We start from the raw sequence: 15,634 nt of genomic DNA, 5'->3' as shown, positions 1-15,634 counted from the left end.
GATACTGGAAAGACTAATTTTTAGCTACTTCCTAATCGCTTTCGAGGATGCTAGCCAGCAAAGCTTGCTGAGCGTGCATCCGATTTTCCGCTTGATCCCAAACGCGCGATCGCGAACCTTCAATCACCGCATCCGTAATCTCTTCATCCCGGTGTGCCGGCAAACAGTGCAGTACGATGGCATTGCGATCGGCCATCCCTACCAGTCGTTCATTTACCTGATAAGGCTCAAACAAAGGAATCCTGAGTTTAGCTTCCTCTTCCTGTCCCATACTTGCCCAAACATCAGTGTAAATCACTTGAGCATTCTTAGCAGCAGCTTCCGCATCAGCAGTCACAGTAACTTCGGTTTTTCCATTAGCAATCGCCTCAGCTTTTGCCACTATCTCAGGATTTGGCCGAAAATCTTTAGGACAAGCAATTCTGACATTCATCCCCATCATTGCACAGCCTAACATCAGCGAATTAGCCATGTTATTGCCGTCGCCAAAATAAGTTAATGTCAGTCCTTCCAGCTTGCCAAAACAGTCTTTTACTGTCATTAAATCTGCCAGCACTTGACATGGATGTTCGTCATCTGTCAGAGCATTAATTACAGGAATTTTGGCATAATTGGCAAAGGTTACTAAATCCTTTTGCTCAAAAGTACGAATTGCCAAAATATCTAAATATCGGTCTAAAACCCTGGCTGTATCTACCAAAGGTTCGCCGCGGCTGACTTGCGTTACATTGGGATTGAGGTCGATTACTTGCCCTCCCAATTTATACATAGCCACTGTAAAACTCACCCGAGTTCGCGTTGAAGCTTTGGAAAATAACAAGCCGAGAACTTTGTTGCGTTTCAGCTTGACCATTCCCGATTTTAAACTGGTTGCGAGATCCAGTAAATAATTTAATTCGTCAATGCTTAAATCGGCCAGACTTAATAAATCTCGCCCTTTTAATGAGTCCATGCTTTCCCCTACACACAAATTTTCAACTGTTAATAAAAACGGTTCGTAGTGAGGACTTTAGTCCTCTAATTCAGAGGACTAAAGTCCTCACTACGAACCTTACTTTTTGCGAGCGATTGGACTCGCAACAGTGGGCTTTTGGCGAGCCCCTCTCCCAGGGTTTTAAACTGCTGGCAATTGCTCGATCGCGCGATCGATCGAATCACAACCTTGCTCAACCGTTTCTACCACAGCCAACACACCCCGCAATTCCGCAGCACCCGGGAAACCCTTAGCATACCAGGTTAAGTGCTTGCGCGCTTGACAGACACCGCTTTCACCTTTGTATTCCCACAAAGCCCGCAGATGTTCCTTAGCACATTCGAGAAGTTCAATTGGTGTCGGAGGTATCTTTTCCACACCAGTTTTCAAGAAATGATCGACTTCTCCGACCATGAATGGATAGCCCAAAGTTCCCCGCGAACACATCACTCCGTCAGCGCCGGTTTCTTCCAGACAGCGCACCGCTGCTTCCACGGAAAAAATGTCTCCGTTACCAATTACGGGAATCGATAAAACTTCCTTAACGCGGCGAATCCACTCCCATTTTGCAGGGCCCGTGTAACCTTGCGAGCGCGTGCGGCCGTGGACGGTAATCATTTTTGCTCCCGCATCCTCCATCCGCTTAGCAAATTCCAAAATATTAATTTCTTTGTCACTCCAACCGATGCGAGTTTTCACCGTCACAGGAACATCTACAGCATCCACAACCGCCCGCACAATTGCTTCGGCATTTTCGGGATCTCGCAGCAGCGAAGAACCGCCGCCGTTTTTAGTAATTTTATTAACGGGACAGCCCATATTAATATCAACTGTATCCGCTCCTTCTGCCACAGCTTTCTGCGCCGCTTCCGCCAAGAAATTCGGCCGACAGTCAAACAATTGAATGCTAATCGGGCGCTCGTTTGGATCGATTTCCATAATTCGCGGCAGTTGCTTCACGTAGTGCAAACCCGTAGCGTTGACCATTTCGGTGTACATCATCGAATCCGGGGCGTAGCGCCGCACCAGGCGGCGAAATACCAAATCGGTTACGCCCGATAAGGGCGATTGCAGGACGCGGCTTTTGACTTCTAAGTCGCCGATTTTTAGCGGAGTTGCTAATCTTTCTTTTAATTCTGGAGATAGAGTAAGCATAGTCGATCGCACTTTTAATTATAATATCTGTATATTCCAATACGTTTCTCTTAGCGCTGTTTATTGCCCGGAGATCCCTTGCAGCATCCCCCTGGTTGTAGGGGGACGAAAGAAAATACTCTTGTCCCCCCCGAATCGTTGCGGGGAGTAGGGGGGATCAGTCTTAAGTGAACCGTATTGCCGTATATTATACTACAATTTGGGTATTTGACAGTTGTTCATTATATTTTTAGCCGATGATTGAGTGATAGCTAAAAGTATATTTAACCAGACTGCAATGCCTATTTGAAAGGGACTTCCCAAAATTTAACTGTTGTCAAACTAAAACCCAAAGCCGAACCCGGACAACATTTAAATCTATTTCTCGCTGTCGCTTGACTTTTGAGCTATCTATGGGGCGTTGCCATCAATGGGCGATCTACCTACTAAAACTGTCGCGCAAGTCACTTTTTTATTCCTTAATTCTGTCGCACTCTTCTGCCTGTCGCAGGGTTCCGCCTTCAGACGAGTAATGCTTAAATTTATTGGGATTCTGCAAAAGCCATACATAACATCGTTTTAAACTACAATTGGTTGATTCCCGACTAGCCCGATCGCACATTATAAAAATTGTAGAGAATTCCTATGGATGCCACAGCACTCTGGCAACGCTACCAAGACTGGCTTTACTATCACTCTGGATTGGGGCTTTACCTCGACATCAGTCGCATGGGATTTGACGACGCTTTCGTCGCCACAATGAAACCCAAATTTGACAAAGCTTTCAAAGACATGACAGCTTTAGAAGCAGGGGCGATCGCCAATCCCGACGAAAACCGTATGGTGGGCCACTACTGGCTGCGAAACCCCGATTTAGCTCCCACTCCAGAATTAAAACAAGAAATAGTCGAAGGCGTATCACAAGTCGAAGAATTTGTCAAAAAAGTTCAAAGTCGCGATATTAAACCGCCATTTGCTCCGCAATTTACCGATATAATCTCGATCGGCATTGGCGGCTCGGCCCTCGGCCCTCAATTCGTCGCCGAAGCCTTATCCCCAGATATTCCGCCCCTAGCAATTCATTTTATCGACAACACAGATCCGGCTGGGATCGATCGCATCCTCAGCAAAATTAAAGACAAACTCAGCAGCACCTTAGTAATTACTATCTCCAAATCCGGCGGCACCCCCGAACCCCGCAACGGCATGATCGAAGTTCAAAAAGCCTTCGCAGCCGAAAAACTCGACTTCGCCAAACAGGCAATTGCCATCACCGGCACAGACAGCCAACTAGACAAATTAGCCAAATCACAAGGCTGGATTGCCAGCTTCCCGATGGCAGACTGGGTGGGAGGACGCACATCGGAACTCTCAGCAGTCGGACTTTTGCCCGCAGCTTTGCAAGGTATCGACATTCGGGCGATGCTCGACGGCGCCCAAGTCATGGACGAAGCTACCAGAATTCCCGACATTAAAAACAATCCCGCTGCCCTTTTAGCCATGTCCTGGTATTTTGCCTGCAACGGACGCGGCGAGAAAGACATGGTAGTTTTGCCTTACAAAGATTCCCTGCTATTGTTCAGCCGCTATTTGCAGCAATTAGTCATGGAATCGATCGGCAAAGAAAAAGATTTAGACGGCAATACAGTTTATCAAGGAATCTCTGTCTACGGCAACAAAGGCAGCACCGACCAACACGCCTACGTCCAGCAACTCCGAGAAGGCGTGCCGAATTTCTTCCTAACATTTATCGAAGTATTGGAAGACAGGGAAGGCATTTCTGTTGAAGTTGAAACAGGCGTCACTTGCGGAGATTATTTATCTGGTTTGTTGCAAGGAACTCGACAAGCTTTGTACGAAAATCACCGAGATTCAATTACTGTCACAATTACCAAAGTAAACCCTCGGACAGTAGGAGCATTAATTGCTCTCTACGAAAGAGCCGTAGGTTTTTACGGCTCCTTAGTGAATGTCAATGCTTATCACCAGCCAGGGGTCGAAGCAGGTAAAAAAGCGGCCGCTGCTGTATTAGAATTGCAGCAACGGGTACTTCAAGTTATCCAAGACGCTCAAACACCTCTGTCTGTATCAGAAATAGCGAAAAAAGCCGGAAAACCAGAGCAAATTGAGACAATTTACAAAATTCTGCGGCATTTGGCAGCCAACGGGCGCGGTGTAGCTTTGGAAGGAAAATTAGGGGAACCTGCTACTTTAAGCGCAAGTTATAAACAGAATTAAACAGTAGAATTAAAAATAAAAAGTGATTAATTTCACTTTTTATTTTTAATGTTTAATTTTTAATGTCCGCCCATGCCCTTGACTATTCTGGTTGCTGACGACGATTTCGCGACTCGCTTGTCGATTACCGATTATCTGGAAATTACCGGATACTCTGTAATCGCTGCTGAGAACGGCAAAGAAGCTTTAGGCTTGGTAGAGGAATTTCAGCCACATTTGATTGTTACCGACATTACTATGCCTCAGATGGATGGCTACGAATTCGTGCGCCGAGTTCGGACTCGTCCGGCTTTCCGCTTACTACCGGTGATTTTTTTAACTGAACGCACCAGCACGGAGGAACGGATTCGCGGCTATCAGATGGGGTGCGACAATTATCTGGCTAAGCCTTTTGAACTCCCAGAATTGGGGGCGGTAATTCGCTCTTTGCTCGATCGCTACGCTCTAATTGCTCAGGCCCCGTCTCGTTCCCCCGAACCCGAACCGATGCCAACAGAGGCAGGTACCATCGCCCATGACCAGCCTGAAGCGGATTTTTTAAGTCAAAAGCCAGAAACCCGCGATTCGCTGCGGGATAGCTACGCCGCGCGCGGATCTGCCGCCCGAAATGCTCCGAATTTGACGCAACGAGAGCAGGAAGTGCTAGATTTGCTCACAGAAGGTCTTTCTAATATTCAAATCGGCGATCGGCTGCACCTGAGTCCCCGCACTATCGAAAAACACGTCAGCAGCTTGTTCAGAAAAACTGAAAGCAATAACCGAGCAGAACTTGTTCGCTTTGCGATGGAGAACCATTTGGTCGGTAATTGGTAATTGTTAATTGTTAACTGTTAACTGTTAACTGTTAACAGTTAATTGGTAATTGGTAATTGGTAATTGGTACAGCCTTTCTCAAAAAAGTGAGGTATGCCCGCTAATCTTATGCCCGGTTTGGCCTGTTTGGCCGGTTTGGCCCATGCCCATGCGTCCGCGAATCTTTCTGAGAAAGGCTATAATTGTTAATTGTTAATTTTTAACTGTTAACTGTTCCTGACCGATCGCGTATTCCAACAAACCTTCGCAAGCATCCATCAACAAATCAATTACTCGATCGAATCCCTCCGGCCCACCGTAATAAGGATCTGGAACTTCCTTCAAGTCATGCGATCGGCAAAACTCGCACATCAAGCGCACTTTATCTTTATATTTTTCCGCAGTATCAAGAGCCAGAATATTGCGATAATTGTCCATATCCATCGCCAGAATCAAATCGAAATCTTCAAAATCTTTCTTTTTAAATTTGCGGGCTTCGCCTACCAATTCTATTTTGCGCTTCCTCGCCGCCAGTGTCATCCGGCTGTCAGGCGGGCTCCCAATGTGATAGCCGCCAGTTCCTGCCGAGTCGCAGCTAATGCGATCGCCCAAATCAGCTTGTTTAATTAAGTGATTCATAATATTTTCTGCTGAGGGCGATCGGCAGATATTTCCGAGGCAGACAAACAATAATTTAGTCATTAGTCATTAGTCATTAGTTATTAGTTATTAGTCAGTCAACAGTCAACAGTGCTAATTTGTATGGTGCGTCGCCAAGGAGTCAATCTGCAAGTTCCATTTCTCATCTCACAGCGACGCACCTTACTATAGCGGTTTTCCAAAAATTTTAATCAGGCAACAGTCAACAGTTAACTAATGACTGATGACTGATGACTAACAACTAATGACTAACCGAAACCGGGGAGATTCAGCCCGCCGGTGAGTTCTTCCATTTTCTCGCGCATCGTAGCGGTAGACTTAGCGTAAGCATCCTGCATCGCCACCGTGACGAGTTCAGAAACTACATCGGCACCTTCACCGAGGGCATCCGGGGAAATTTCCACGCGGCGGGGTTCTTGGTTGCCGCTGAGAAAAACCTTGACCAAGCCGCCGCCGGCAGTTCCCTCAATTTCCATGACATCCAACTCTTCTTGAAGCTTTTTAGCTCCTTCTTGAACCTGCTGAGCTTTTTTGAAAGCTTCAGTCAGTTCTTTCATTTTGCCCAGGCCGAAGCCAAATCCTTGTCCTGATTTTGTCATAACTACTTTGTGATGGTGTGTGGGCTGGCAGTTTGCCGTTTCCGTATTACTTCAATGATGCCTTAGAAGGGGAACTCTCCCAGTATTCTAACTTCTGGCTCCAACAACAGCGACCACCGCTGCTCGACTTGCTGTTGAACGTGGCGGATCACTTGAAAAATATCATTGGCCGTTGCCGACCCGCAGTTAAGAATAAAATTAGCATGGCGTTGAGCTACTTGTGCGCCGCCGATCTGATATCCCTTGAGTCCCGCTTGTTCGATCAGCCAACCCGCAGCCTTCGGGCTAGGGTTGCGGAACACCGAACCGCAGCTAGGCAGGTGGTAAGGTTGAGTTGTCCGCCGCTGGCTGAAATTGTCATTAGTCAGGGCCATGACTTGCGATCGGTCGAATCCCGGCTGCAATTGGAAAGTCGCTTCTGTTACCAGCCGATCGCCCCCTTGCAACACCGAAGTCCGGTAGCGGTACTCCAACTCTTGCGGAGTCAGAATTTCCACCTTACCACCAGGGGACAATATGCGAGCGTTCACCAGAAGATCCGCCGTACAACCCCTGTGAGCCCCTGCATTCATCACCACAGCCCCTCCGACAGTTCCCGGTATACCGACGGCCCATTCTAGACCTTTCCAGCCGCGTTTGGCAGCCAACCAAGCGAGGCGGGGAATTGACTCTCCCGCCCCGGCTGTAACTTGACCTGTTTCTGCATGGAAATTCACCTGTTTGAGGTAGCGAGTGGCGACAACCAACCCGGGTAAACCCCGATCGCTCACCAACAAATTAGAACCAGCACCCAGCAAAGTCACTGATATTCCTTCATCGTGTGCCCAAGCAAAACTCGCTTGCAAAGCCTCCATGCTGCGGGGAGCAACGTACCACTCGGCTGGGCCGCCGACTCGAAAGGAAGTCAGCCCCGCCAGCGAAACTTGGGAGTTAATTTTGCAATCTGTTCCCCGCAAAGCAACAGGAGAATACACTCGCCGATTTTCCTTAACAGAGGAGTCATTCGAGATAGTCACCATCTTGAAAATCCTTAAAAATATCTTCTATTCCAGACTTGATTGAAAATTCATTTACCTGTGGTTGTGCCGGTCGAACCCACGAGTAGCCGAACAAAAGTATCGGTACTATTTGCACCGCCGTTATCTCCATCGACTCGGCACTCAGTTTCAAAGGCGATCTAATCCGGGCGATCGGCTTGTTGATAGACAGCCATAACCTCTGGAATAATCTGATTCAGATTGCCGGCGCCCAAAAATAAAGCCAAATCTCCTGGTTGCAGGTTTTCGGTTAAAAACTTGGTAACTGACTCTAGGGAAGGGCAAAACTCAACGTCTCGGCCTTCTTTAGCAATCAAATCAGCAACCTGCTGCCCGGTAATCTCTCCTAAATTCGGCTCCCCGGCACTATAAATATCGCAAGTTACAACCAAATCTGCATCCCCAAAAGATTGAGCAAATTCTGGCAAAAAGGTTAAAGTCCGGCTGTAACGGTGCGGTTGAAAAATGGCAACCACTCTTCCTGATTGGGGATTTTCTTTACTCCCTTCGAGCCGCAAGCGAGCAGCCGCCAAGGTAACGCGAATTTCGCTGGGGTGGTGGGCGTAATCGTCCACAAACAAGATTTCATTGTGAAAACCCCGCACCTCAAAACGGCGGCGAGCGCCTTCAAACCCGGCAATCGCTTTCGCAATCGCCGAAAACTCCAACCCTAACAATCGACCTACTGCTACCGCAGCTAGTGCATTGCTGAGATTGTGTTTCCCCAGCAACTTCAACTCCATTTCCCCGAGCAAAGTTCCTCGTTCCCAAATGCCAGCCTTGGTGCTTTGGGCTCCGTACTCTACCCCCGAAGCTGTGTAGTCAGCACCGCTTTCCGGATGCAAACTGTAGCTGACATTGGGAGCAAGGCAGTCTTTGACGATTTCATCGTCTATGCAGCCGACCAAAATTTCACAGTTCTCAGCAAACACCTTAAATGTGTCTATTACCTGGTCGAGGGTATCGTAATGGTCTGGATGATCCAGTTCCACATTCGTCACTATGCCAATTTTTGCTACCAGCTTGACGAGAGAACCGTCGGATTCGTCAGCCTCGGCAACTAAGTATGGGCCGAACCCCATACGAGCATTGCCTTCCCAAGCATTTACCTCGCCTCCTACTACGATCGTCGGGTCTAGACCTGCTGCCATCAGCATGAAGCCGATTAAGCTGCTAGTAGTAGTTTTGCCGTGTGTCCCCGCTACAGCTACGCTTTGGTAATCTTGAATTAACGCTGCCAACACATCCGATCGATGAAAAATCGGACAGCCCAAATCTAAAGCAGCTCGATATTCGGCATTTGCCGGGTGAATTGCCGTCGAACATACAACTTGAGGCAATCGGGCAACTGCTTGGGTGCCCGAACCGTTGCCGTTCAATTTCATAGCTGCGGCCCTCACCACGGAAGTCCCTACCGTACCAGCGACTGCCGAGGATGCGGCTTTTTCCGGCGCTCCGCGATCGGGACTGGTACCGTTGACTGTCGTTTGAAATATTTCAAAATTGCTGGCGTCTTGACGCCAAAAAATGTGAGCTCCCATTCCTTGCAAGCGCTCGGTTATGTGACTCGATTTAATGTCGGAGCCGTACACAGGCAACTTGCGTTTAGCTAGAATATAGGCAAGGGCTGACATCCCAATCCCACCAATGCCGATGAAATGAAATGGTCTACCGCTGAAATCAACAGAACTCGGCATCTTCGCTCCTCACACACCACACCACGCCAATAACACGCGATATCATATCAAGAATTGTTTTTTCAGGATACAGTTCGCTAGAGATTTTGTCCAAAATTCTCTGCGCGTCCCTTGATTTGCGGGACTGGTAGAGATGTTTGTCTTGTATCCTATATGACTTAGTACCAAGTGGTTTTCCGGAACAGTCACAGCTCGAAAATTGCAGGTCAGACAGAATGGGTTTTGGGGTCTGGGCCCCTGACTAATTTTGGGCGGTTGCATACTCCTGCGTTCTTTCTATCTCTATCCGCCTGCTGTGCTGGGATACGGCAAGAAAACCCCCGCAATCTTTTTACCAAGATTGAGGGTAATACCCATCAGGATTTCCAAACACTACCACATCACTGACAAAACTTGGCTCATTTTACAGTCATTTATCTACTTGTGGGGTCATTTTTTCGTAATACTCACAGATTGAGACGATCGCGACTTTAGTATAGATTTTTACTGAGTTGTATATGTACCAGTCATGGGATTGCTCGAAATACTTGCGAAGCCATCACTCGACGGCAAATCATGGTTTCGAGAAACTGCTGGTAGCGCTGCCAATGGGGGAACAGCCCTAACTAAGATTTCCGGTGAAAAATTTTTCGCCCCCACCAACAAATGCTCGGGCCCTCGATCGCGCCTTCCCAACTCGTAGCGCTCGATCGACCGCTTGCTGACTTCGACTGCGATCGCCTGGTTGTTTAACTGTGATTAAAAAAATTAAAAGTAGCACTTAAAAAAGTATCCCACAGCACGCAGGTTCTTGTGTCCCCGATTGCCATCAGTTATCCCAATCTCAGATATCAGATATACAATTCCGAGGTCTGTTCTCAATTGTGTAATTAATCAGCTTACGGGTGAAAGCGGAGAAACATAAAATTGGGGCAGTGTCTGTATAAATCCTGATTTTTTGGGAAATATGGGAAAAATAGCGATTTTTGGGGGGACTTTTGACCCGGTTCACTGGGGTCACTTGTTGGTAGCAGAAACGGCGGCGAGTCAATTTAATCTCGATCGAGTCATTTGGGTGCCCGATCGCGTTCCTCCTCACAAGAGGCGCCCGGATTTGGCAACTTTCCAGCAGCGGCGGGCAATGCTGGCTCTGGCGATCGCCGATCGCCCTGACTTCCAAATTGCGCCGCCTGCTTCAAATCCTTCGGGCAGTTCTTTTGCGATCGACACTTTACTATATTTGCAAAAAATCTATCCAGGCGATCGGTTGCACTGGATTATTGGCAGCGATGCTTTCAAAACTCTTCCTAAATGGCACCGTTCGGCGGAAATTGGCAGATTGTGCGACTGGTTGGTGGGCCCGCGTCCGAGTCGGGGAGATGGGGAGACAGAAGCCAGCGGGGAGATCGGGGGAATGTTTGAGTGGGGCGAGAGTCCGAGAGATATGCCAATTGATGCCCGTGGCGGCAGGATGCAGGTTGAGACAAATGCTGTAGGACTCGAAGTTGCCGAACAAATGGCTGTTTTCGGCGTGGAGATTCGCTGGGAGGTGCTGTCAATGCGGGCGATCGAGCTTTCGTCGAGCCACATCCGCCACCTCGCCGCCGAAAATCGCGACTTGCGCTACCTAATTCCAGAAGTTGTCCGGGGTTATCTGGCCGCCCACCAGCTTTACAAACAACCAGCGGCCCAAAGCTGAAGGCCTTGGGGTGTTGGATTTCTATTCTTAAAAAAACTTCCAGCTTTTTTGATAAACACAAAAAGTTAGAAAGGATCGAGCTTTGCGATATGATCTGGTGTCAGAAGTCAATTCTTAAATTTTTCCAAAATTTAAGCCTGAGCTAAAGGGCTGCCATCGTTAGGAGGTACTAAGGTGATTCGAGTCGCGATTAATGGTTTTGGACGTATCGGGCGCAGTTTTGCGCGCTGCTGGCTGGGCCGAGAAAACAGTGGGCTAGAGCTGGTAGCAATTAATGACACTTCCGATCCAAAAACTAATGCCCACTTGCTGAGATACGATTCCATGATGGGAACGTTGAAGGGTGTGGACATCAGCACGGATGAAAATTCGATTATTCTCAATGGCAAGACAGTTAAATGTGTGAGCGATCGTAATCCGCTCAACCTGCCTTGGAAAGATTGGGGTATTGATCTGATTATTGAAGCAACTGGCGTTTTTGTTGACCAGGCTGGTGCCTCGAAGCATATCACTGCCGGCGCTAAAAAAGTGCTGATCACAGCTCCCGGAAAGGGGTCTGAAGTCGGCACCTACGTGATGGGAGTCAACCACCACAACTACAAGCACAGTGACTACACTGTCATCAGCAATGCTAGCTGTACTACTAACTGTCTAGCTCCCGTACTGAAAGTGCTTCACGAAAATTTTGGCATCATCAAAGGCATGATGACCACTACCCACAGCTATACTGGCGACCAACGTTTGCTGGATGCTAGCCACCGCGACTTGCGGCGGGCGCGGGCTGCGGCAATGAATATTGTGCCGACTTCTACTGGTGCTGCTCAAGCTGTGGCTTTGGTAATTCCAGAATTGAAGGGTAAGTTAAATGGCATCGCCATGCGGGTTCCGACTCCTAATGTGTCGGTAGTTGATTTTGTGGCTCAGGTAGAGAAAAAGACTTTTAGCGAGCAAGTAAATCAAGTTTTCAAAGAAGCAGCCGAAGGCCCGATGAAGGGGATTTTGGAGTACAACGATTTGCCTCTGGTTTCTTGCGACTATCGCGGAAATGATGCTTCTTCGATCCTGGATTCCAGCTTGACGCTGGTGATGGACGGCGACATGGTGAAGGTTTTGGCTTGGTACGACAATGAGTGGGGCTACAGTCAGCGCGTAGTTGACTTGGCTGAATTGGTCGCCGAAAGGTGGGAAGGTTAGATCCCCGACTTCTGTCTATTCGTTACCGGGCGCTGCCCATTGGTGACAACTTAAGCTGCCAGTTCGCCAGTCCGCCAGGGGTTTCAACCCCTGGCTAATAGCTAAAGTCCTCGCTATGAGGACTAATGAGTTTAAAAGTCTTCTTTTCAGTCCTATGCAAGAGGACTTTAGCTTTGAGGCAGGGGTTTCAACCCCTGCCGGACTGAATGTTTGACGTTAAGTTGTCCGAAATGCTTTCAACCGCCGAATCATCAAATTAAACAGTTTATATGAAAAAAGCATTAATTTCTGGTATATCCGGTCAAGACGGAGCTTATTTAGCTAAACTGCTTCTGGATAAAGGTTATGAAGTTTGCGGCACCTCCAGGGACGCCCAAATGTCGAGTTTCGGGAACCTCGCACGTTTGGGAATCCGGGACAGAGTAAAACTAGAATCCATGTCTCTCAACGATTTTCGCAGCGTCTTGCAAGTATTGGCAAAAATTGCACCCGACGAAGTGTACAATCTAGCAGGTCAAAGTTCCGTCGGCCTGTCCTTTGAACAACCCGTAGAAACCCTCGAAAGTATTGCCACAGGGACATTGAATCTGTTAGAAGCAATTCGGTTTACAGGCGGCAAAATTAAACTTTATAATGCTAGTTCCAGCGAATGTTTTGGGGATACCGGAGGCAATCCAGCGGATGAAAATACGCCGTTTCGCCCCAGAAGTCCTTACGCGGTGGCGAAAGCAACGGCATTTTGGGAAGTAGCAAATTATCGGGAAGCGTACAATTTGTTTGCGTGTTCTGGTATTTTGTTCAATCACGAGTCGCCACTGCGCCCGGAGAGATTCGTCACCCAAAAGATTGTATCAGTCGTGTGTCGAATTGCTGCGGGTAGTTCCGAAAAACTGCATTTGGGAAACATTTCAGTGCAGCGGGACTGGGGCTGGGCGCCGGAATATGTGGAGGCGATGTATTTGATGTTGCAGCAGGATGAACCGGATGATTATGTAATTGCTACGGGTGCAAGTTATCCTTTGGAAGAGTTTGTGCAGAGTGCTTTTGTGGCTGCGGGTTTGGATTGGCGGGAACATTTGGTAACTGATGCGAGTCTCTACAGACCGACGGAGATTGCTGTGGGGAGGGGGAATCCGGGTAAAGCAAAGCAAAAGTTAGGGTGGGAGGCGAAGTATAAGATGCCCGATGTAGTGCGGATGATGGTAGAGGCGAAGATGAGTTGAGGGAAAATTATCCCCTACGGGCACGGCGGTTTCTTGTTCGCGACATCGATACTTACCGGCAGTATTAAGTATGTGAACGAACTGTGGGATAATGGGGAGGCTGTTTCGACTGTGTGGGAATGAGTGAATTTTGCCGCCCTGCACGTCTAACTCCAAAACAAATAGGAAGCTAATCAAAGCCGAGCAAATGTTTATGTACGGTTACTGTATCTACGATAGTTAAAAGCGCTAATTTTTGTAAGTTGTGGTGCAATTGAGAACTATCATCGCTGGTTGAACGCTCGCATTTGATACTCCCCCCGAGAAGTCCCTATGTTCAGCGCAAGCTTCAGCGGACAACTTAAAATTTTGCTGGTTGAGGAAAAAATGAGTAAGTGGACAAGAACCTTTACTTTAAAAGGTAAAGAGCTATATTACAATCGAATTAAATTTAATAATCCTACCGAAAGAGCTGTAGAAATTTCTATTGCCTTTGATTTTATTGCGAATCTGGAAAATCCTCAAAAAATCCTAGAAGTGGGCAACGTACTCTCCCACTATGAAAATTCATTGAGCGAAAATCTGGGTCTGAGATCGAGACGAATTATAGATAAATTTGAAGTCGATCTCGGTGTGGAAAACGAAGACTTGATGAGCCTGCCATCAACAGAAAAATATGATGCAATAGTATCAATTTCTAGTGTAGAACACGTAGGGCAAGGCGACGATCCTTCGGGAGGCTACGGCGAACAAACAGAGTCCCGGGATTTGGAAGCTCCGCTGAAGGCGATCGCCAAAATATACGATCTGTTGGCTCTTAATGGAAAAGCCTTGATTACCGTTCCTTTTGGAAAACTTACAGATGCAGAATGGTACATTCAGTTTAGCAAAGAGTATTTAGAGGTTTTATGGAAAAAATATGGGATTCCGAAAGATGCTATATCGGCAAACTATTTAAAGCTAATAGATAGAGAAACAGCCGACGAGAAGCATTATATGCTTTGGAAAGAAGTAGATGTGCGAGAACTTAGCGAGAGCGAATACGGATGGCCTTTGTCACAGGCAAATTCAATTGCAATAATAGAATTATCCAAGGTTTCAAGCGAGTTTAATCTCAACTTAAACGTAGAACCAACTGATTTATATTACAATATGACCTACGAACAGCGGAGAGAGTTTGAACAGTGCAAAGCGCAACTGCATCAGAGTAAAAGAGAGTTGGCGCAGTCACAGTCGCAACTATATCAAACTCAGGCAGAGTTAGAGCAATCCTTGACCGAACTGAGTCAAACTCAGAAAGAGTTGGAAGTAGTTCAAGGTCAAATTTATCCTGTTCAGGGAGAATTGGAACTGGCGCAAGCGATAGTTTATCAAACTCAGGAAGAGTGCGATCGATTTCAGACCCAACTATTTCAAGCTCAGGAAGAGTTGGAAAAACTCCATCCCCAACTGCATCACACTCGGCAGGAATTGGAAATATCCCAGTCGCAACTCCACAAAGCTCAGGGAGAGTTGGAATTAACCCAAGCTCAACTATATCAAAGTCAGGAAGAGTGCGATCGGTTTGAGTCACAAATGTATCAAGCTCAGGAAGATTGGGAATCAACACAAATTCAACTGCATCAAATTCAAGAAGAGTTGGAATCAACCCAAATTCAAGTGGATCAAATTCATGGAGAATGGGAACTCAGTCAAGCGGAACATCATCAAACTCGGCAAGAATTGGAACAGTCCCAGTCGCAACATCATCAAACTCGGCAAGAATTGGAACAGTCCCAGTCGCAACTGCATCAAATCCACGGAGAATGGGAACTTAGCCAAGCCGAACACCATCAAACTCGCCAAGAATTAGAACAGTCGCAGTCGCAACTGCACTCGACTCGCCAAGAATTAGAACAGTCGCAGTCGCAATTACACTCGACTCGCCAAGAATTAGAACAGTCGCAGTCGCAACTGCATAAAACTGCGGAGGAATTGGAAAAATCGCGTTTTCAGCACACCGCCATCAAAAATAAAACGGATGAAAACAAGCCTGTACAGTACGGTGTCCTAGTATGGGAAGCCTGGTATGCTTATAACAATGGCGATCTGCCTAGAATGTCTCAAAATTTACAAAAATCTTTGACTTGTACGCCTTTTTCTTCAACAGAAACAGTTGTGAACTGGTTAGAAACTTTTGGTCGGTTTTCATTAGAAAATGGCGCCTACTTCGATACAAATTCCCTGAGCCATTCACCGGAATGGAAAGATTTGATGAGGCGTGTTCTTACCGTGAAAAGTCTGGTAGGAAAAATCTAGTTCAGGTAGTGAGAACAGTAGGAATGGCTAGTAGTCCGTTTGAAATAACTGCTGAAAAGCAACCCGGCAAGGGCAGTAGAATGCGGTTAGGTCAGAGGGTCAAAATAGGAAAATGTACAACTTATTTCAAAG

Annotated in this window: 12 protein-coding genes; 6 read left to right on the top strand and 6 right to left on the bottom strand. The window is 47.2% G+C overall.

Features of this window, described 5'->3' with window-relative positions; genetic code table 11:
* Nucleotides 1-31 precede the first annotated feature (31 nt).
* Together argF and dusB are read right to left on the bottom strand one after the other, a co-directional pair.
* Complete coding sequence (gene argF / locus QT974_RS00230; RefSeq protein WP_333466546.1) at nucleotides 32-952, bottom strand: ornithine carbamoyltransferase; 921 nt, start codon at nucleotides 950-952, stop codon at nucleotides 32-34.
* Between the two features lie 162 nt (nucleotides 953-1,114).
* Nucleotides 1,115-2,128 carry a tRNA dihydrouridine synthase DusB gene (gene dusB, locus QT974_RS00225; RefSeq protein ID WP_333466545.1) on the bottom strand — a complete coding sequence of 338 codons (1,014 nt, stop codon included), beginning with the start codon at nucleotides 2,126-2,128 and terminating at the stop codon, nucleotides 1,115-1,117.
* A 624-nt stretch (nucleotides 2,129-2,752) separates the two neighbouring features.
* On the opposite strand from dusB, the gene QT974_RS00220 reads away from it, so the two are divergent.
* Nucleotides 2,753-4,345 (top strand): glucose-6-phosphate isomerase, encoded by a 1,593-nt coding sequence (locus QT974_RS00220; RefSeq protein WP_333466544.1) that lies wholly within the window; start codon nucleotides 2,753-2,755, stop codon nucleotides 4,343-4,345.
* Between the two features lie 72 nt (nucleotides 4,346-4,417).
* On the top strand, nucleotides 4,418-5,158 hold the full coding sequence (locus QT974_RS00215; RefSeq protein ID WP_333466543.1) for a response regulator transcription factor: 741 nt from the start codon (nucleotides 4,418-4,420) through the stop codon (nucleotides 5,156-5,158).
* 192 nt (nucleotides 5,159-5,350) lie between these two features.
* Here the strand turns inward: QT974_RS00215 and QT974_RS00210 are convergent, their stop codons facing one another.
* The 4 genes from QT974_RS00210 to murC all read right to left on the bottom strand — a co-directional run bounded on the left by QT974_RS00210 (nucleotide 5,351) and on the right by murC (nucleotide 9,130).
* Nucleotides 5,351-5,839 carry a low molecular weight protein-tyrosine-phosphatase gene (locus QT974_RS00210; RefSeq protein WP_333466542.1) on the bottom strand — a complete coding sequence of 163 codons (489 nt, stop codon included), beginning with the start codon at nucleotides 5,837-5,839 and terminating at the stop codon, nucleotides 5,351-5,353.
* Nucleotides 5,840-6,045: 206 nt separating this feature from the next.
* The gene (locus QT974_RS00205) at nucleotides 6,046-6,396 is read right to left on the bottom strand and encodes a YbaB/EbfC family nucleoid-associated protein (RefSeq protein WP_333466541.1); all 351 of its coding nucleotides are present in this window, start codon (nucleotides 6,394-6,396) and stop codon (nucleotides 6,046-6,048) included.
* Between the two features lie 62 nt (nucleotides 6,397-6,458).
* Nucleotides 6,459-7,415 (bottom strand): UDP-N-acetylmuramate dehydrogenase, encoded by a 957-nt coding sequence (gene murB, locus QT974_RS00200; protein ID WP_333466540.1) that lies wholly within the window; start codon nucleotides 7,413-7,415, stop codon nucleotides 6,459-6,461.
* A gap of 158 nt (nucleotides 7,416-7,573) precedes the next feature.
* Nucleotides 7,574-9,130, bottom strand: a complete 1,557-nt coding sequence (murC, locus tag QT974_RS00195; protein ID WP_333466539.1) for a UDP-N-acetylmuramate--L-alanine ligase — start codon at nucleotides 9,128-9,130, stop codon at nucleotides 7,574-7,576.
* 946 nt (nucleotides 9,131-10,076) lie between these two features.
* Between murC and nadD the strand changes: the two genes are divergently transcribed.
* The 4 genes from nadD to QT974_RS00175 all read left to right on the top strand — a co-directional run bounded on the left by nadD (nucleotide 10,077) and on the right by QT974_RS00175 (nucleotide 15,502).
* Nucleotides 10,077-10,808 (top strand): nicotinate (nicotinamide) nucleotide adenylyltransferase, encoded by a 732-nt coding sequence (nadD, locus tag QT974_RS00190; protein ID WP_333466538.1) that lies wholly within the window; start codon nucleotides 10,077-10,079, stop codon nucleotides 10,806-10,808.
* Between the two features lie 174 nt (nucleotides 10,809-10,982).
* Nucleotides 10,983-12,002 carry a type I glyceraldehyde-3-phosphate dehydrogenase gene (locus tag QT974_RS00185; RefSeq protein ID WP_333466537.1) on the top strand — a complete coding sequence of 340 codons (1,020 nt, stop codon included), beginning with the start codon at nucleotides 10,983-10,985 and terminating at the stop codon, nucleotides 12,000-12,002.
* 269 nt (nucleotides 12,003-12,271) lie between these two features.
* The gene (locus tag QT974_RS00180) at nucleotides 12,272-13,225 is read left to right on the top strand and encodes a GDP-mannose 4,6-dehydratase (protein ID WP_333466536.1); all 954 of its coding nucleotides are present in this window, start codon (nucleotides 12,272-12,274) and stop codon (nucleotides 13,223-13,225) included.
* Between the two features lie 312 nt (nucleotides 13,226-13,537).
* Nucleotides 13,538-15,502, top strand: coding sequence for a hypothetical protein (locus QT974_RS00175; protein WP_333466535.1), 1,965 nt, complete (start codon nucleotides 13,538-13,540; stop codon nucleotides 15,500-15,502).
* Nucleotides 15,503-15,634: the final 132 nt, after the last annotated feature.

The sequence above is a fragment of the Microcoleus sp. BM001215392 genome, from assembly GCF_036700185.1.
Lineage (GTDB): Bacteria > Cyanobacteriota > Cyanobacteriia > Cyanobacteriales > Microcoleaceae > Microcoleus.
Note: the sequence above shows the minus strand (reverse complement) of the source record. Positions and strands in the feature narration are given on the sequence as shown.